The sequence below is a fragment of the Caloramator sp. genome, from assembly GCF_020054765.1.
Lineage (GTDB): Bacteria > Bacillota > Clostridia > Clostridiales > Caloramatoraceae > Thermobrachium > Thermobrachium proteoclasticum.
Map to the genome: position 1 here is coordinate 1 of NZ_JAIHAO010000026.1, position 19,338 is coordinate 19,338.

General features: G+C 31.7%; 16 protein-coding genes, 1 pseudogene and 1 other annotated feature. Of the genes and pseudogenes, 8 read left to right on the forward strand and 9 right to left on the reverse strand.

What is annotated here, in order from left to right:
• The coding region (locus JG776_RS12440; protein WP_366934200.1) for a peptidoglycan-binding domain-containing protein at positions 1 to 172 on the forward strand (172 nt) is incomplete at its 5' end.
• A gap of 148 nt (positions 173 to 320) precedes the next feature.
• Entirely contained in the window at positions 321 to 1,484 is a 1,164-nt protein-coding gene (locus JG776_RS08735) for an ROK family protein (protein WP_291966657.1), read from the forward strand.
• 383 nt (positions 1,485 to 1,867) lie between these two features.
• On the opposite strand, the gene JG776_RS08740 is transcribed toward JG776_RS08735, so the two are convergent.
• Positions 1,868 to 2,554 carry a hypothetical protein gene (locus tag JG776_RS08740; protein WP_291966659.1) on the reverse strand — a complete coding sequence of 229 codons (687 nt, stop codon included), beginning with the start codon at positions 2,552 to 2,554 and terminating at the stop codon, positions 1,868 to 1,870.
• Positions 2,555 to 2,596: 42 nt separating this feature from the next.
• Entirely contained in the window at positions 2,597 to 3,496 is a 900-nt protein-coding gene (locus tag JG776_RS08745; RefSeq protein WP_291966661.1) for a VCBS repeat-containing protein, read from the reverse strand.
• A 161-nt stretch (positions 3,497 to 3,657) separates the two neighbouring features.
• Here JG776_RS08745 and JG776_RS08750 point away from each other — a divergent pair, with 161 nt between their 5' ends.
• Positions 3,658 to 4,917 (forward strand): extracellular solute-binding protein, encoded by a 1,260-nt coding sequence (locus tag JG776_RS08750; protein ID WP_291966663.1) that lies wholly within the window; start codon positions 3,658 to 3,660, stop codon positions 4,915 to 4,917.
• A 10-nt stretch (positions 4,918 to 4,927) separates the two neighbouring features.
• Here the strand turns inward: JG776_RS08750 and JG776_RS08755 are convergent, their stop codons facing one another.
• The gene (locus JG776_RS08755) at positions 4,928 to 5,344 is read right to left on the reverse strand and encodes a Fur family transcriptional regulator (protein ID WP_291966666.1); all 417 of its coding nucleotides are present in this window, start codon (positions 5,342 to 5,344) and stop codon (positions 4,928 to 4,930) included.
• 60 nt (positions 5,345 to 5,404) lie between these two features.
• Positions 5,405 to 6,814, reverse strand: coding sequence for a hypothetical protein (locus tag JG776_RS08760; protein ID WP_291966668.1), 1,410 nt, complete (start codon positions 6,812 to 6,814; stop codon positions 5,405 to 5,407).
• Between the two features lie 363 nt (positions 6,815 to 7,177).
• On the opposite strand from JG776_RS08760, the gene JG776_RS08765 reads away from it, so the two are divergent.
• Entirely contained in the window at positions 7,178 to 7,996 is an 819-nt protein-coding gene (locus tag JG776_RS08765) for a GTP pyrophosphokinase family protein (RefSeq protein ID WP_291966669.1), read from the forward strand.
• Between the two features lie 120 nt (positions 7,997 to 8,116).
• On the opposite strand, the gene argS is transcribed toward JG776_RS08765, so the two are convergent.
• Together argS and plsY are read right to left on the reverse strand one after the other, a co-directional pair.
• Positions 8,117 to 9,814 (reverse strand): arginine--tRNA ligase, encoded by a 1,698-nt coding sequence (argS, locus tag JG776_RS08770; RefSeq protein WP_291966671.1) that lies wholly within the window; start codon positions 9,812 to 9,814, stop codon positions 8,117 to 8,119.
• 74 nt (positions 9,815 to 9,888) lie between these two features.
• Positions 9,889 to 10,093 (reverse strand) — a binding site (T-box leader).
• 52 nt (positions 10,094 to 10,145) lie between these two features.
• The gene (gene plsY, locus JG776_RS08775; protein WP_291966673.1) at positions 10,146 to 10,733 is read right to left on the reverse strand and encodes a glycerol-3-phosphate 1-O-acyltransferase PlsY; all 588 of its coding nucleotides are present in this window, start codon (positions 10,731 to 10,733) and stop codon (positions 10,146 to 10,148) included.
• Between the two features lie 253 nt (positions 10,734 to 10,986).
• Here plsY and iadA point away from each other — a divergent pair, with 253 nt between their 5' ends.
• From iadA to JG776_RS08790, 3 genes are all read left to right on the forward strand, one after another.
• Complete coding sequence (iadA, locus tag JG776_RS08780; protein ID WP_291966675.1) at positions 10,987 to 12,159, forward strand: beta-aspartyl-peptidase; 1,173 nt, start codon at positions 10,987 to 10,989, stop codon at positions 12,157 to 12,159.
• Positions 12,160 to 12,455: 296 nt separating this feature from the next.
• Positions 12,456 to 13,277: a hypothetical protein gene (locus tag JG776_RS08785; protein ID WP_291966677.1), complete on the forward strand. Its 822-nt coding sequence runs from the start codon at positions 12,456 to 12,458 to the stop codon at positions 13,275 to 13,277.
• Positions 13,278 to 13,829, forward strand: a complete 552-nt coding sequence (locus JG776_RS08790; RefSeq protein WP_291966682.1) for a hypothetical protein — start codon at positions 13,278 to 13,280, stop codon at positions 13,827 to 13,829.
• A 311-nt stretch (positions 13,830 to 14,140) separates the two neighbouring features.
• Here the strand turns inward: JG776_RS08790 and JG776_RS08795 are convergent, their stop codons facing one another.
• On the reverse strand, positions 14,141 to 15,292 hold the full coding sequence (locus JG776_RS08795; protein ID WP_291966684.1) for an aminotransferase class V-fold PLP-dependent enzyme: 1,152 nt from the start codon (positions 15,290 to 15,292) through the stop codon (positions 14,141 to 14,143).
• Positions 15,293 to 15,402: 110 nt separating this feature from the next.
• Here JG776_RS08795 and JG776_RS08800 point away from each other — a divergent pair, with 110 nt between their 5' ends.
• Positions 15,403 to 16,125 carry a gamma-glutamyl-gamma-aminobutyrate hydrolase family protein gene (locus JG776_RS08800; RefSeq protein WP_291966686.1) on the forward strand — a complete coding sequence of 241 codons (723 nt, stop codon included), beginning with the start codon at positions 15,403 to 15,405 and terminating at the stop codon, positions 16,123 to 16,125.
• 332 nt (positions 16,126 to 16,457) lie between these two features.
• Here the strand turns inward: JG776_RS08800 and JG776_RS08805 are convergent.
• Positions 16,458 to 16,966: pseudogene (locus tag JG776_RS08805) on the reverse strand (ferritin).
• A gap of 120 nt (positions 16,967 to 17,086) precedes the next feature.
• On the reverse strand, positions 17,087 to 19,213 hold the full coding sequence (pulA, locus tag JG776_RS08810; RefSeq protein ID WP_291966688.1) for a type I pullulanase: 2,127 nt from the start codon (positions 19,211 to 19,213) through the stop codon (positions 17,087 to 17,089).
• Positions 19,214 to 19,338 lie beyond the last annotated feature (125 nt).

The following is a 19,338-nucleotide window of genomic DNA, read 5'->3' on the forward strand; positions in this document are numbered from 1 at the left end:
GCTTCAGGAGGCATTAAAGAGACTTGGATATTTAAAGATAGATAGAACGACCACGTATTATGGATATATGACAAGAGATGCAGTTATGGCGTTCCAAAGGGCAAATAAATTAGCTGTAGATGGAGTAGTAGGGCCAAACACAATTAAGGTTATTAATAAAAAGTTGAAATAAAAAAGTGCCACCCAGGTGAATTGTGACATTTTCCGTAAAATGTAAAAATTCACCTGGGTTTTTGTGCAAGTTGTTATGGTTTATTAAATAAATTAACATTGAAAATTGTTAAAATTCTTTCTATAATGGTAAATGGGGGGGAGTATCTATGGATAATATTGTACCAGGAAGCTTTCAGCTTATGAAAAAAATAAATACTGGTCTTATTATAGATGTAATAAGGCTAAAGGGCCCTATATCAAGGGCAGAGATAGCAAAGATATTAAATTTAACGCCAGCAACAGTTACAAATATAACGGCAGAGTTGCTTAATAAAAATATAATTGTAGAAAGTGACCTTGGACAATCTACAGGTGGAAGAAAGCCAATTCTTCTTAAAATAAATGCTGATTCATATTATATTTTATCTGTACATATAGGTTCTACAAGGATTAGAACTGCAGTTTTGAATATGGAGTCAAAAATTATAGGTAAAATTTCAGTTAAAACAACTCCAAAAACAACTTATGAAGAGGCATTAAATATTATCAAAGAGGGAATAGAAAGATTAGTTAATGAAAATGAGATTAATAAGGAGAAGTTACTTGGAATTGGTATAGCAGCCCACGGTATAGTAGATGCTGAAAAGGGTAAAATTGTATATTCTCCAAATTATGGGTGGAAAAATAAAAATATAAGAACAGATATAGAAAAAATATTTGATGTACCAGCCTTTTTAGATAGAGACGTAAGAGCAATGGCACTTAGTGAGAGCTGGTATGGTGCAGGTAAGTATGTGGACCAATTTATAAGTGTTAAGATTGGCTATGGAGTAGGTATATCTTTAATAAATAATAAACAGCAGATGCGAGGATATACTGATGGATTTGGAGAATTTGGGCATACTAAGGTTTGTTTTAACGGGCCGCTTTGTAGCTGCGGAAATAGAGGATGTATTGAGACATTTAGTTCAGAAAAGGCAGTAGAGAGATATGCGGCAGAGTTAGGACTTGAAAAGGATTGTATGGCTATACATGAATTATCCTTAATGGGTGATGAAAGGGCTATTTCTGCAATAAATAGGGCGTCTGAATATTTAGGTCTTGCAGTTGCTAATTTAATTAATACATTTAATCCACAACTTATTGTATTAGGTGGAGATTTAATTGATGTTAACGATTACTATTTAAATGGTACAATTGAAAATGCAAAGAAGTATGCACTACCAGACCTTTTTGAAAGCTGCGATATAAAGAGGGCAGATACCAAAGGCGATGCCATTATAAAGGGTGCTGCAGTTTTAGTACTTGATAATTTATTTGATTATATATAAAAGCAAAGTCACCTGCTTTTTAGGCTGGTCAGGCTGTTGAAAAAGTTATATATTGATTAGCCCCATGAAGGATTTCTTAGGCATTCGTTCATTTCGCTAAGCAATTCTAAGATTTTCTTTGTTTGAAAAAGTCCTACCCTCGCGATGCCATCGTCCTGATGGCCGCTCGGCTCGGCACGTCCTGTGCCGAATTACGGACTTTTTCAAAGTCCATCCACCTTTTAGGTTGGTGACTTTTTTATCGAAAAAGTATGTACATATTAGCTTTGAGAAGGATTTAATGTCGTTCTTTAATTAGCTAAAGCTATTGAAATAACGCGATAAAATCCTTCCATTATGGGTAAATTACAGTCAACAGAGCTTGTTTGTTAGTAATCGAGAAGTCATCTGTTTAAAGGTGAATACTTTTGTGGAGCTAAATGGAAAATGTCACATTTCACCTGGGTGGCACTTCCGAGGTTGTTTATTTTGTAGGTGATGGAAATTACATAGCGTGGTTGATTATTTTTATTTAAAAGTACGCCTTCTGTTACAATTGCTTTTCCGTGTTCTGTGTATTCGGTTTCTGAATAGAGCAGTTTAAGGTTTAATTCCTCGTTGGAGTTGATTTGTTTTTTGTAATCCCCAAAGGATACTGTGTAGATACTGCCTTTTCTTATGAGGTTTATTTGGTCTCTTATGATATTAGGCGATAGAATCTCTTTAATAGCATCTTTAAAAGTAAATATATATATGTTTTCAACATCGTCTTCAATTGAATTAATTATAAAATCATCACATTTATCGTCATTTATGTCTTCTACGCTACAATAAAAATTATCGATATTGAGTTTTATGTCTTGGGTTTTAGTCGTTCTTTTGCTTTTAAATACAATCTTTATTGTACTATCATCTTTTACAAGATTATCATCTTTTACAAGATAAATTGTGTCAACTCTTGAGTCACCATCAAAATCTCCAATGCAGGAGTATAGTATGTTGTCGGTGTTAATTTTATTTTTCTTAAATGTTGGTATTGAACAGGAAGATAAAAAAAGGAAAATTAAAAGGACTGCAAATACTTTTTTCATATATCTTACCTCCATAGATAGTATTTGCAGTCTTTACAAATATTATTTGACTATATTTAAATCCGTAATAGTATATTTTGGTACTTTTTCTTCTACCTTAGATAGAGATAATCTAACTTTATAAACAAGAGCTTCATTTCCAGACTTTGATTGTACACTTGTTCTTACAAGATAAGTTATTTCTGTTGGCATACCATCTTTGTTGTATTTAACTTCTGATAGCTTTGCATCTTCAAAGTTTCCGCTTTGAATAGTTGAAGTTAATTTGTTGTCTATAATTTGATTAAATGCTTCTACCTCCTTCTTTTCTACATATTCTATAAAGGATGCTATAGTGTCTTTTCCGAGTGTTAGATTATTTAGAGTGCTAAGTACAGGAGTTAGTTTTCCTTCCTTTGCAATAAATAAATTATAATTCATACCATTATTATTTCTTGTACCTAATAGTACAAAGTTATTTGATGAAGCAGGGTGTTTAATTAATCCATAGATTGAATATCTACCTGAAGCCATCTTTTCAAACTTGTCATTATTAAATTTATACATTCCTAAGATTGAGCCTGTTTTATCCTTAGACTGAATTACTATCTCTTTAATCTTATCATTATCGATGTCGTCTACAGTTATATGCATTGGCCAATCTTCAGAATAGTATCCGAGAGTCTTTATAGTTTTGTCTGCTTCGATTATATATCCTTTTCCATCGCTCATCGCAATACTTACACCATATTCATTTGTCTTTTTGTCAACATTAATTATTATGCTGTCGATTTTTCCGTCGTTATTTATATCATCTTTAATTGTATATTGTGAACCGATGTTATTTATAGTTTCATTTGTGCCTCTTGATGCAATTATAATTGCCGCTATAATTATCACAGCCAGAATAATTGCAGCCCAGATTAAATGCTTTCTTTTTATTACGTAGATTCTTAAATTCATATAATCACCTCCCACTAATATATATGTTGTAATATTAAAAAATATTTGTGGTAAAATACTAATAATAATAATTTTGTTGTTGTGGAAATCTAATACAAATAGTTGTATAATTTATGTTGTGCTGACTAAAATTTAAACATAGATAAGTAGGAGGCGAAAGGATGAAAAGAATAATATCGTTTGTTTTAGGTATTTTAATGTTATTTTCAACCTCAGGTTGTGGTCTTATGGGAAAGGAAAAAAAGGAAGATAAAACTACTATAAAATTTGCAACATTTTATAGTGCAAAGAGTGAGGAAAAAATAATTGAGGTTTATAAAAAAATAATAGAGGAATATCAAAAGAAAAATGATAAGGTAAAAATAGAGCTTATAACAGACTATGGAGATGAAAATAAAATAAAAAGCGATATATCAAAGGGCGAAGTTGACTTAATAGGATTAAAAAGGCAACAGATTATAGAATATGCAAAGGCAGGTATGCTTACAGATTTAACACAATTTTTTACTGAAAAAGAACTAGACAAAAAGGTTTATGATGTATCTTTAGCATATGGGCTGTATAACGATAAGATATATGGCTATAATGATATGCCACTTACTATAGAGTTTTTCTATAATGTTGATATGTTTAAAAAATACAAATTGCAGGAACCAAAGACTTTAAAGGAACTATTTGACGTGTGCAAAAAATTAAAGTCTTTGGGATTAACACCAATGGAGGTTGGTGCCCTTGATAATTGGACACTTGCTATTTTATTTAGCCAAATCAATGCCCAAACTACAGGTTCAATAGAGGCAGCATCAAAATACAATTCAGATAAAAATGGATACCTTACATTAAAGGGAATAGATAAGTCCTTTGAAATATTTGAAAAGTTAAACACTAATGCACTATCTAAGGGAAGTGTTGATATAAATTACAGGCAAAGTGTTGATGATTTTATAAAGGGGAAGGTTGCAATTCTTCCAGCTGGTGCTTGGGCAGCAAAGTTGATAGATGAAATAAAACCTACAAACTTTAATTATTCAGTTTTTACAGAACCAATAAAATTTGTTGATGAACCAGTTTCGATGTTTGCAGGTGCAGGAGGACAAACAATAGCAATATCTCAAAAGAGCAAAAATGCTAAGGAGGCACAGGCATTTATAGAATTTTTACTTTCAGAGGAGGCCCAAAAGAAATTTGTTGAGGCAAACTTCATATCACCACTAAAAAGTGCAAATAGCAATGATAATGAACTTCAGGATAAGCTTTTAAATCATCTAAATGCTACTGATAAAAATAGTGTTGTGTTTATGGATAACATTCCAACTAATATGCTTGATGTGTTGTCTAAGGTTTTATATGATATGCTTGAGGGAAGAGTAAAATATAAAGAGGCGTGGGATAAGATACTAAAGCTTATATATCAACAATAGGGGAGCTATATTATAGCTCCCCTTGACAATTTGGACAAACACCATAGAAATATAGTTTATGAGTATTTACCTTGTAGTTTGTATAACTTTCAACTTCCTTATTTAAATGCTCAAACACAGCATCCTCTATATCGTCAACCCTACCACAGCTTGTGCAGACAATGTGGGGATGATTATCTACGTTTGCATCAAATCTAAAATTATCTTCTCCTACATTTAATTCTTGTACCAATCCAAGCTCTATTAGAGTCTTTAATGTTTTATAAACTGTTGCAAGGCTCATTGTAGGAAAATCTGGTCTTAATGCTTCATATATCATTTCTGCTGATGGGTGAGATTTGGTTGACTTAAGGTACTTGTATATGGCATATCTTTGTGGCGTTAATTTTAAGTTTTTTTCTTTGAATAATGCAGTTAAATTATCCATATTCACCATCCTTCTTTAAGGAAAAATATTATCTATTAATATATTACATCTAAAAATATTCTACGTCAAAGGTTTTTGGCGTTTAAATATTGTGTAAATTAGTAAAATTAAAGTAATTAATGAAAGAATTGCTGAATATTCACGTATAAGGTTTTTAAAGAGTCTTAGCTTATAGAAGTTTCCTGTTAAAAAGTCCAAATTGTAACAGGAGTTTCCTATTAAATCTAATACAAACTTTCCCCACTTTGTTACAAAAAGTGTATTAATTTGACCTTGGTTTGAAATAGTCGTAATATTAGTGTATTTGTTTGCAGAGTTTAAGTCAATATTTTTGGACAAAATATTTATTTGATTTTTTTTAAGATAATATTCCGCTGTTGCAGTTAAATCTCTTTGATTTTTAGAATAGTTTATTAGAGAGTTTAAGGAATTTCCTATACCCTCAAGAAGAACTAAATCATAATTTTCGAAGCCTCCCTGCAGCATATTTAATCCAATTTTATTTTGGTTGTATCCAGACAAAAATGCAAATATTATTGTTCTATCAGGCTTTATTAGTTTTTGGTATTGAACTGCACGAATCACTTCGAGCATTATGCTGGAGGATATGAAGTTGTCGATATTTGAGTTGTATATCTTATCGTCAATTTTATATTCACCATCATAAAAAACTGCAAGGATTATTGGATTATATAGTTTATTTTTCCCCTCTATAACACCATATATGTTTTGAAGTGTTGTTTCCTTTATCTCTGCACCTGATTTTACTCTAACTTCATAGCCTTTACTGGTTAAATATTTTAATTCATCATAGACAGTTTGTGATACTAATAATTTAGTTAAACCGTTTTTGTAATTATAGTAGGTTCCATTATATAGATTAGAAGGAGAGATTAGATCGCCTTCTTTCACAGGGCTTATAACTGCAGAGATTCCAATTTTCTTAAGTTTAATATCTATATTGAATATATCATAAAGGTTTTTTTCTTTATATATATCAGTTAAGGCAATTGAAGATTTATATTTTATGCTATTTAGGTTTTCTGTCTCAATTATCTGTGGTACATCCATATATGTGCCTGGAGATATAATACCTCTATAATCTTCAAAGTATTCGGTTACATATTCATATTTTTTAACAACCTTTCCATACTTTGATATTACTTCAAGGGTGGATTGATGTTTCTTATTTGGCATAAGGGTTGTATATCTATGGATATAGGATTTTTCAGTAGGTTTTAGTCCATTTGATTTTAAAAATTTTTCTATATATGAAGAAGAACTTTTAATATATTCTTCATAACTTTTAGAGCTTTTATACCTGCTATATAATGCGTTGTAATTTGTAAGACAAAAGGACGTAGAAAAACCGTCTGTTTTAAAGTTTTGACCAAGATTTGAAAGAAGTATAATCAATACTAATAATGTTATAAGCAAAAAGTATACCCTTTTACCCCTAAGGTCGTCCATAAAAAAACCTCCCTAAAATATTTTGAAAATTGATAAAATTAATAATTTATGATACAATTAAAATAAGATAATGAAAGTGGTGATGTTTATGTTTATTTATCTTTTTACTTTTATTTTAATGGGTTTTAATATACTTATATGTTGTCATTTTATATTAAATTCACTACTAAAGTCAAACTATTCTTCAGTCTTAAGAATTGATAAAGGAAATATACAGGATAATATGTAGTACAAATTTTAACCGCCTTATAGGCGGTATTATTTTGGCAAAAATATGACAATTAATATAAATAATGTAATAAAATTTTGTTTGAAAAATGTTGAGTTTTTGATAAAATTATTATGGAAAGGAGCGTGGGGATAATGCTTGTGAATGACTGGAAAGAATTTTTGATTCCCTACGAGCAGGCAGTTGAGGAACTAAAGATAAAGTTTAAAAGTATGAGAAAACAATATAGGAGCAAAAAGGAATATTCTCCAATTGAATTTGTTACAGGTAGAGTAAAGGAGATCTCAAGTATACTGGAGAAGGCAAAAAAACTTGACATCCCTCTTAATAAGATAGCAGAAGAAATGGAGGATATAGCTGGTATTAGAATAATGTGTCAATTTGTTGAGGATATATATAAGGTTGTTCAGCTGATTAGGCAGAGGGATGGAAAGGATCTAAAGATTGTATATGAAAAGGATTACGTAAAAAACAAAAAGGAAAGCGGTTATAGAAGTTACCACGTAATAATAAAATATCCAGTTCAAACGGCAGATGGAGAGGTAGAAATACTTGCAGAAATACAGATAAGAACTCTTGCAATGAACTTTTGGGCTACAGTTGAACATTCATTAAATTATAAATATAAGCAAAGTATTCCTTCAGAAGTAAAGGAAAGGTTAAAGAGGGCGGCAGAGCTTGCATTTCTTTTAGATGAAGAAATGTCTGAGATAAAAGAGGAAATAATTGAGGCTCAAAAGATGTTTGAGGAAAAGTCAAGTATTATATCTGATATACTTGATAATATAATTACACTTTACTCACTTGGTAAGATATCAGAGTCAACGGATTACCAAGATAGATTTAATAGGCTGCTTGAGTCGGGGGATATAATTGAATTTAAAAACCTTCTTGATGAGATTAAAAGGAAGGTACAGCAATATAGATTGGAACAATTCCAAATTGAGGAGTAGGTTTGTTAGGCATCAGAATAAATTTACTTAATGAATTTATTCTGATGCCTATATTTATTTTATTTTTGGATAAAGTATTATTTTTTATTTTAGTTTTAAAAAGAGATGTGTAAAACAGTATTACATCTTTTCAACTACATCAATTCCAAGTAGTGCAAGTCCGTTTTTGATAACATATGTTGAAGCTTCAACTAATTTTAATCTTGCAGCCTTTAGCCCATCATCTTCACAGGATAGTATTGGACATAGGTTGTAGAATTTGTTAAAGGCTTTTGCAACATCTATTATATATCTTGTAACTATTGATGGTTCGTATTTTTCAATTGATAGTAAAATAGCCTCGTTAAAGGATGCAAGTAATTTTACAAGTTCAAATTCCTCTTGAGAAGAAAGCTTTGCAAAATCAGCTGATGCAGTGGATTTTTCCTCTTCTGCACGGCGAAGTATGCTCTTTGCCCTTGCATAGGAGTATTGAACGTATGGTCCTGTTTCACCATCAAAGCTTAATATATCATCAAAGTTGAATATTATTTCTCTTTCTCTGTTGTTCTTTAGGTAAGTAAATATTACAGCACCAAGTCCAACCTTCTTTGCAACCTCATCTTTATTTTCAAGTGATGGGTTCTTTTCTTCAATAGCCTGTCTTGCACGTGCTATTCCTTCGTTTAGAAGGTCTTCAAGGAATATTACATCTCCCTTTCTTGTTGAAAGTTTTTTATCGGCAAATTTAACAAGACCAAATCCAACGTGAACACAGTTGTCTGCCCAATCATATCCCATAAGCTTTAGAGTAGTGAATACTTGTTTAAAGTGTAGAGACTGATCCATACCAACTACATAAATATTCTTATAAAAATCATAGGTCTTCTTTCTATAGATTGCTGCAGCAAGGTCACGTGTTGCATAAATTGAAGCACCATCAGCCTTCAATATTATACAAGGAGGCATATTGTATTCATCAAGATTTACAACCTGTGCTCCCTTACTTTCTACAAGAAGGTTCTTTTGCTTTAACTCCTCAACAACTGCATCCATTTTATCGTTGTAGAAGCTCTCACCTGCATAGGAGTCAAACTTTATATTTAACATATCATATATTCTATTGAATTCCATTAGGCTTACATCTTTTATCTTCTGCCATAGTTTAACTTCTTTTTCGTGGCCATCTTCAAGATTTTTAAAGTGTTGTCTTGCAATATCCTCAAGAGATGGATCCTTTTCTGCCTCATCGTGGAACTTAACATATATTCTAAGAAGTTCCTTAATAGGTTCCTTTTGTAGTGCCTCTTCATCCACCCAGCGTTCGTATGCTGCAATTAGCTTTCCAAATTGTGTTCCCCAGTCTCCAAGATGGTTTATACCTACACAGTTGTATCCCTGAGAAGAAAGTATTTTGTATAGAGAATTTCCTATTGCTGTTGAACATAGGTGTCCAACGTGGAAGGGTTTTGCAATGTTTGGTGATGAGAAGTCTATTGTAACAGTTTTGCCTTCACCTATTTTGGAATGTCCGTAGTTTTCCCCTTCAGTCAATATTTTTTCTATAACACCCTTTGAGAAGGAGGCCTTATCCACGAAAAAGTTTAGATATCCTCCAACTGTTTCAACTCTTTCTAATCCATCTTTATCTATTTTTTCGGATAGTTCCTGTGCAATTAAATTTGGAGCCTTTCTAAATACCTTTGCAAGTTGGAAACAAGGAAATGCAAAATCCCCCATTTCAGGTTTTGGTGGGATTTCAATTAGTTTTTGTACATCATTAATATTAAGTTCTGCAGCCTTTGCAATCTTTTCTGCAATTATTAACTTATAGTTCATTTTTACACCTCCGATATATGTAGAATATTGTTTACATTGTCTAATAAAAATGGAAATAAAAAAACCGCCTCTATAATAGAGGCGGTTGTCCGCGGTACCACTCTAATTGGCTAAAAAGCCCACTTATTTAGATAACCCACAGGGGTCTTACCATACTTGCAGATGCTTTCTGGCAGAGTCTCCAAGGCTCTTTTCCCAAAAGGTCTGTGTAGAGCTTCCACCGTCCTCTACTCGCTAAGACAGATGTCTTAAGGTACTCCTCCTCTTCATAGACTTTTAAATATTGAATTTTACACATTATTATAAAATATTAATTGGAATAATTCAAGGTTTATCTATTGGGATTTACCTTATTTTCATTACCATTTAAAAGTCTTTTGATATTGCTTCTATGTAGATATACTATAAAAAGTGAAAGTGCTAAAAGAACAATTAAAAGTTTTACATTTTTATATTTGTAGAAGAAAATTAGAGTGATTATAAAACAGGAGAGCATTGATGCAACTGATACATAGTTGGTGGCGTGCTTTAATATTTTCCAAATAACTAAAAGTACAACACCAAGTAAAAAGTCGAGGGCAAATATTATTCCAAAGAAGGATGATACACCTTTGCCTCCCTTGAATTTTGCAAATATAGGGTAACAATGTCCAAGTAGGGCACATATCCCAACGAATGCAGCAGCCTCCATAGATAGATATTGCTTTGCTATAAGTACAGGTAGGAAGACCTTAATTACATCAATAAAGGAGACAGCAAATCCTGCCTTTTTCCCAAGAACTCTTCCTGCATTTGTTCCACCCATATTTTTAGAGCCGTGTTCTCTTATATCAATATTATAAAAGGTTTTGCCAATTACCACACCTGTTGGGAAAGAGCCGCAGAGGTAGGCTGTTATAAAAAATAATAAGTTCTTCATTTTTACCTCCATTTGTTTTAAATTATGATATATATATTTTATATTATATTTAATAGATATGACAAGGATGTTTTTTTGGTTGTTATTGGCGAAAATATAATTAAAAATTTAACCAAATATAGGTTATTATAGGGTAATAAAAAGAGCATAGAAGAGTTGTTTTATTAAATATGTATTTTTTAAAAAGGAAAAATAAGATTGGCATAGTTGTTGCTTAATAAATTTTAAATTTATTTAAAAAGGAGAGGTTGAGATGGTTATATTTATAAAAAATATAGAGGTTTATTCTCCAGAATATAAAGGTAAGAAAATTATATTGATATTGGATGATAAAATTGCCTATATTGGAGATGACGATATTGATTTAAAACTACCTTTTCCTGTAAAAGTAATTGATGGCTCAAAGTATTATGCCTTCCCTGGATTTATTGATGGCCACGTACATATAACAGGTGGTGGAGGAGAGGGAGGATCTGCAACAAGAACTCCTGAGATAGTTTTATCGGACATTATAAAAGGAGGTATTACAACAATAGTTGGTTGTCTTGGAACAGATGGTATTACAAGAAGTATGGAAAACCTTTATGCAAAGGCAAAGGCACTTGAGGAGGAGGGAGTAAGCACATATATCTACACAGGTTCCTATAGGGTTCCTACAGCTACTTTAACAGGAAGTGTTATGAAGGATATTATGATGATAGATAAGGTTATTGGAGTTGGAGAGGTTGCACTATCCGACCACAGGTCGTCACAGCCAAGCATAGAGGAAATAAAAAGGCTTACTGCAGATGCAAGGGTTGGAGGAATTCTCTCTAAAAAGGCTGGAGTTGTAAATATTCATTTAGGTGATGGAGATAGGATGTTAAGCTATTTAAAGGAGATAGTAGATACAACTGAAATACCAATAACACAATTTTGGCCGACGCACATAAATAGAAATCCAAAGCTCTTTAAAGAGGGAATTGAATATGCAAAGAAGGGTGGGTTTATAGATTTTACAACAAGCTCAGATCCAGTATTTTGGGAAGAGGGAGAAATAAAGGCAAGTAGGGCAATTAGAATTTGCCTTGAAGAGGGTGTAGGTGAGGATAATATAACACTAACCTCGGACGGGCAGGGAAGCCTACCTCAATTTAATGAGAAGGGTGAATTTGTAAAGCTTGGTATAGGAAGGGTTACTTCGCTGTATAAAGAGGTTAGGGATGCAGTACTTGAAGATAAGGTTCCTATAGATAAGGCTTTAAAATGTATAACAAAGAATCCAGCAAGGATATTAAAGCTAAATAACAAGGGAAGAGTAGATATTAATATGGATGCAGATTTAGTTTTAGTGGATAAGGATAGTTTAGAAATAGAAACAGTTATTGCAATGGGAAAAATTTTAATGGAGGATAAAAATATTTTATTTAGGGGAACGTTTGAATAAAATTTTAGAGTAAATGACAACCTCATAAAAAAAGAGTTATAAATTGATGGGGTTTTATTTTTTGAAAAGAATTGATTAACAAGTTAATCAGATTGTTGACAAACCAATTTGTTATCTAAAGTATGAAAAAGCCCCATGAAAGGATTTTATTATGTTTATGAATGAATGCCTTAAAATCCTTCATGGGGCAAATCAATATATAACTTTTTCAACAGCCTGATTAACAAGTTAATGTAAATATTGTAATTAAATCTGTATTAATGTATAATTATGGTATGTTTCTAAGGGGGTGTATTATGAGAATAAAAAGAAATTATGTGATATTTGGACTTTTTCTATGGATTGCAGCGTGGGTTGGTAACGTATATTATTTTAAAGTTTTAAAGGAACCTTTCTTTTTAAAACATTACTGTGAAGTTAGAGAGGGAATGCAAACTGTTAGTCTTTATTATATAGATATGGCTAATAGGGAGGATAAGATAACTTCTATATATTTTCCTGAAATTGATTATAAACCAGTTATATTAAATAAAACAATTAGTATACATTCAGGAAATTATGATTTAAAGAGTATAGAATTAAATCTATTGCAGGGAGATGATAAGGAAATTTTAGATAAAATTAAAAATACTCTTGTTACTAAGATTGAGGTTGAATATAAAAATGGAGAAAAAAGAGTTATTGATGTAGGAAAAATTTATATATATACAGAAAATAAAATAGACAACGATATTTTAAGCTTTAGATCAATAAGTAGTATTTCAGATGGTAGAACGATAGCTACATTTAGAGCCAATGAGAACTTAAAGATAAAAAAATTGAATTATGAGTTTATGGATATGGATGGTCTATTAGGACTAAAGGTTAATGGTAAATCGGTTAATGGTGATGAGCCTTCAACAATAATAGCAAAGGATGAAGAGTTAACGATAGAAGCAAACTTTGAATATAATAAAGATAGTAGTATGAAATATAATGTATATAGCTTTTTTGTGAATGTAGAATTTGAAACTTTAGATGGTAAAAGGGGTGTTAACTCCTTTGAAGTAAATAATCAGTTTATAGGCAATGATATCTTTAATGCACTTAAATATGAAAGAAGTGGGGTGAATAAATAGATGAATAAAGGAGCATATAAATATCTTTTTTGGGGTATGATTTATATATTTTTAAATATCCACATAGGTTATTTAAATATACTTCCTAATTTTATTGGATATATATTTATTCTTCAAGCACTGAAGGTGTTATCTGGTGAAATAGAAATTTTAAACAAGGCAAAATTACCAACAATAGTGTTAATTCCAATAGGAATAAAGGACATCCTTGAGCAGAATTATTTATATAAATTATTTGAAACACAGTATAATATAATTATATTGAAATTTTTAAATTCTTTAGAAGTAGTTTTATTTTTATATGTTCTTTATATTTTATGCCAAGGAATTTCTTCTGTTTTAAGGGATAGAGGACTTTTAAAAATAGAAAAATCCATAAATAATGCATTTAGAACATTTTTTATATTTTCAGTATTAGTTATATTTTTTGATCCCTTTTCCTTAAATCTTCCTTTGGAATTTGGGTATATTGCCATTATTTCTGCAATTATATGTTGTATTATAGGGCTGTATTTAGGGTATCTTTTTAAAAAGATTGGAGATGCGATATAAGAATAAATTGAAATTATAATTGGTTTGAAAAAGCCCCATGAAGGATTTCTTGGGCATCGCTTCATTTTGCTAAGCAATTCTAAGCTTTTCTTTGTTTGAAAAAGTTCTACCCTCGCGATGCCATCGCCCTGATGGCCGCTCGGCTCGGCACGTCCTGTTCCGAATTACGAACTTTTTAAAGCCGAAAAGCTAAGAATTGCTAAAGCTCATGAAATATGCCATTTTAAAATCCTTTCATGGGGCCTTTTCATACTTTAGCTAACAAGTTGGTTTGTCAACAATCTATAATTTATATATAAATTTTAGCATATCTACTTGCCAATAATTTTATAAATTGCATCAAGGGTATATTTTACCTCTTCCTCTGTATTCATATGGCCAAAGCTAAACCTTACTGTTCCCTTTGGAAATGTGTTTAGAGTCTTATGGGCAGATGGTGCACAGTGTAGCCCAACCCTTGTCATAATTCCATAATCTCTATCTAATAAAAAGGCAACCTCTGAATTATCTATATCTTCAAAGGAGAGTGAAACTACAGGAGCTCTGTTTTTAATATCTTCGTATCCAATTAGCCTTATTCCGCCTATGTTCTTTACCCCATCTATAAATATTTTGGTTAAATAAAGTTCCTTTTCTCTTATTGCTTCAGTTGTTTCGTTTTGTATGTATTTTAATGATGCATTAAGTCCATATATTGCAGGAAGGCATAGGGTTCCTGCCTCAAATTTATCAGGAAGATATTCAGGTTGCTCTTCGGATTCAGAGAGGCTTCCAGTTCCACCTTCAATTAATGGGGTTATTTTTGATGCAAAATCGTTAGTTATAATAAAACCTCCTATCCCTTGAGGGCCAAGGAGACCTTTGTGTCCTGTAAAACATAATGCACTTAGATTTGCTTTTTTAAAGTCTATATCAAATACTCCTGCAGTTTGAGCACTATCTAACACAAAATGAATATTATATTTTTTAAAAATAGAGCCAAGTTTTTCTATATCCTGCATTGTACCACAAACATTTGAGGCGTGGGATATTACTGCCATTTTTGTATTTGGCTTGATTAAACCTTCAACCACATCATAGTCTATTTGACCAAATACATCACAGGGTATTTTCGTGAATTCAATTCCTGATTTTTTAAGGCTATTAAGTGGCCTCATTACTGCGTTGTGTTCCATAGAAGACACCAGAATATGGTCACCATGTTTTAAAAATCCCTTTAAAAGCATATTTAAGCTTTGGGTTATGTTCATAGTAAAGACTGTAGATAGTGGGTTGTCAAAATTAAACAGGTTGCAGAGAAGTTCCCTTGTTTCATATACTACTTGTGCCGCAGAGTAGGAATTTTGATAGCTTCCACGTCCAACGTTGCTTCCTATATTTTCTATAAAATCACAAACAGCCTGTGAAACACATTCTGGTTTTGGGTATGTGGTGGCAGCATTATCTAAGTATACTCTTTTCACTGTATCACTCCTTTAGATAAATGTGTCAATTATATTTTAACATATTATTAATATTAATTTGTAATTTTTTATATAATGTTATAAAATAAAAATAAAAAGGGGTTGATAAGATGAGCAAGCCGCTAATAGGGATAACTTGTGACTATATGATTTCAGATAAGGATTTATCTTTAGGGCAGGAGAGAAATTATGTTGCAAAGGACTTTGTTGATGTAGTTATGGAGGCTGGTGGAGTACCAGTTTTAATTCCTATTATAAACAGTGAAGAGGATTTATTAAAGATAATGGATACATTAGATGGAATTATATTATCTGGTGGTTTAGATGTAAATCCAATATACTACGGAGAAGAGCCATCGCTTCATGTGGGATTTACATATACTCCAAGGGACTTATGTGAACTTTTTATAGTAAAGGCGGCAATAGAGAAGGATATGCCTATACTTGGAATTAGCAGAGGTCAACAGATAATAACTGTTGCCTTTGGAGGAAAGCTATATCAAGATATAAGTGATGTTGAGGGAACATATATTAATCACTTTCAAAGGGCAGGGATACACGATATAGGCCATTATGTTGATATAAAGAAGGGGACAAAGCTTTATGAGGTGTTTGATACTGAGAGGATATTAGTAAATAGTTTTCATCATCAAGCAGTAAAGGTTGTGCCAAAGAATTTTATAGTATCTGCCTATTCATCTGATGGGGTAATTGAGGCTATAGAACATGAAAGTAAACATATTATGGCAGTTCAATGGCATCCAGAGCTTATGGCAAAGAAGCATCCAGTTATGACAAGGTTATTTGAGTATTTTGTAAAGAAGTGTGTATAAAAAATAAGACACAAGGATATATGTTTCTTGTCAATCTGTTGAAAAAGTTATTTATTGATTAGCCCCATGAAGGATTTTAAGGCATTCGTTCATTTGGCTGAGCAATTCTAAACTTTTCTTTGTTTAAAAAAGTCCTACCCTCGCGATGCCATCGTCCTGATGGCCGCTCGGCTCGGCACGTCCTGTGCCGAATTTAGGACTTTTTCAAAGTCGAAAAGCTAAGAATTGTTAAAGCTCATGAAAGAGCCCAATAAAATCCTTTCATGGGGCTTTTTCATACTTTAGCTAACAAGTGGGTTTGTCAACAATCTCACAAGGTGAAGGGCACCTTATTATGCATTAGTAGGAGGAGTAAATACTCTTGTGGAAAGTTGCTCATCGAGAGAATAAAGAGCACTTACATCATTACCTATTCTTTCAAGCTTTTTAATAAGTGAATTAACGGTAGCTTCTTCCTCAACCTGCTCATCAATAAACCACTTTAAGAGGCTCATTGTTGCGTGTTCTCTCTCTTCAAGTGCAATATCCATTAGTTCATATATTCTCTTAGTTACCTTCTTTTCATGTTCAAGGGCTGCCTTTAGAGCATCAAGGGCAGAACTATATTCATTTTCTACATCAGGTATTCCTTTAAAGAAAATCCTTCCCTCCATTTCGTTTATGTAAGAATAGAACTTCATTGCGTGGAACTTTCTTCTTCTGCTTGAACTCTAAAGAAGTTTGCAAATCCAGGTAAATCAATTGATTCAAAATATGCAGACATAGCAAGATAAATATGTGATGAATAAAACTCAAAGTTCATTTGGTCGTTTAGTTTTTCGAATAATCTTTGTGATATCATAATAGTACCTCCTTTATAAAAATAATTTATGGATAATAATTATATAATAACATTAATTTTCAAAAAAGTACAGTTGATTAGTTAATATTGTGAGGACAGAGGGTAGAGGTTTTAGTTTAATTATAAAATTGTGTTTGAAAGTATTGTTAATGAAAGTGGCTGAATTTCTATTGATAGTTGGAAGCTTTTGTGTGGAGTATCATATATATTGTTTTTATCTATATATAAGTACCAATTGCCTTCAGGAAGATTAAGCTTTACTGTATTATTGTTTGCATTGTAAATTATAATTATATCCTTAAAACTATCATAGTTGGCATAGTCCTTTAGCATAAACATAACAGTATTTTTAGGGGATTCAAAAAATTCAATATGTTTTTCTATAAGTTCTCTATCCTTCATTCTTAAGGCAGGGTGTTTTTTTCTAAAATTAACAAGTCCCTTTAGATAATTGTAAACATCAATGTTTTTAACCTTAAGACTCCAATCCACCTTATTTATTTCATCCTTTGCGTTGTAGCTATTTTCAACACCTTTTTTGGTTCTTAAAAATTCATCTCCAGAGTGAATAAAGGGCACACCCTGTGATGTTAAAACAATTGCGTAGGCCAATTTATGCATACTCTTTAAATCTTCAAAACTATCCTTTGCATTAGATATATTTAGTTTATCCCATAAAGTATGGTTGTCGTGGCAGGATATGTAGTTTATGTTTTGGCAAGGTGTTACATAAAGATTAGGAAGTCCTTTAACACATTCCTTTATTGTATTTTCAAGACCTGAGGCTCCACTTACAAAACCCTTCTCCTTATATTCAAATACACTACCACGAACGGAATTTCTAATTGTATCATTGAAGAAACCTATCCCTATGAGTTTACCTGAATTCTTCTGTATTGCTCTTTTTTCTTCTTCTATTCCTGTTGGTATGTTCCAACCCTCTCCATATATCATTGCATCTGGATTTATTTTTAATATTTCATCTCTTACACGATTCATTGTATCTATATCGTGAAGTCCCATTAAGTCAAACCTATATCCATCTATATGGTATTCTTTAGTCCAATATTTTACAGAATCTACTATAAATCTTCGCATCATATAATTTTCAGATGCTGTGTCATTTCCACAACCGCTTCCATTTATAAAGCTTCCATTAAGATTTTTTCTAAAATAATAACCTGGTACTAATCCTTCAAAATGTGTCTGCTGTGCTTCATACATATGATTATATACAACGTCCATATTAACTCCAATTCCAATGCTATGTAGTTTTTGAATTAATTTTTTTAGTTCTATTATTCTGCTCTTTGGTGAAAATGGGTTTATTGAATAGGAACCTTCTGGACAGTTGTAGTTTTGAGGATCATACCCCCAATTATATTTATCAAGAGGATATTTTTCATCAACACTTTTGTAGCTAAAATCATACATAGGCATTATTTGGACGTGTGTTATACCAAAATCCTTTATATGGGAAAGGGCTGTTTGAATTTCCTCAAAGCTTGTGTTTTCTTCTGTTAGGCCTAAAAACTTTCCCTTAAGATTTACACCACTTGTAGAATCAATTGTAAAATCCCTTATACTGAGCTCATAAACTATAGCGTCAACGTTTGTATTTAATTTAATATACCTATCCTCCTCAAACCCTTCAGGATTTGTTGATTTTAAATCAACTACTGCACCTCTTAGTCCATTTACTCCAACTGCATAGGCATATGGGTCAACTACAATGTTTCTTTTTCCATATACAAAGGCTTCATAATTATAAAAAATTCCATCCAAATCACCGTTGACTTTTGTATAATAAACCCCCTTATCTAATTTTTCCATTTTATATACTTCGGGTTCTTCATCTATAGTTGGGTCAAAATTTTTATAAAGTAAAAGGTTTATTTTTTCTGCCACAGGTGACCAAACATAAAATTCTGTAAATTCTTTATTATAAATATATCCCAGTGGGCCATCATAGGCATAAATAAGATTAAATTCATCTGTTTTAAATAGAGGAGAGTAATTTACATTAAGCAAATATCCTTCTATTAAAATATAGCATTGCTTTTTAATATCAATATGACCTTTTATGTTTATACATATGTCGTCTCCACAAAGGTTAATTCTTTGTATTTCGTGATTAATATCCTGTTGGAATATTTTTATTCTGGTATTTTTGTTTATTCTTATTTTGTTTTTCTTGATTCCGTGTACTACTACTTGGTTAAAGCCTTTTAGGTATGAATATAGCATATTTTCTTCTCCCTTCAAAATATAGTGTCTTTTACTATTTTATATTTTTTTTATAAAAAAAGGAATATACAAAGTTAATAACTTTAAGAGTTTACTGAGATGTTTATATATTATTCCTATTTAGT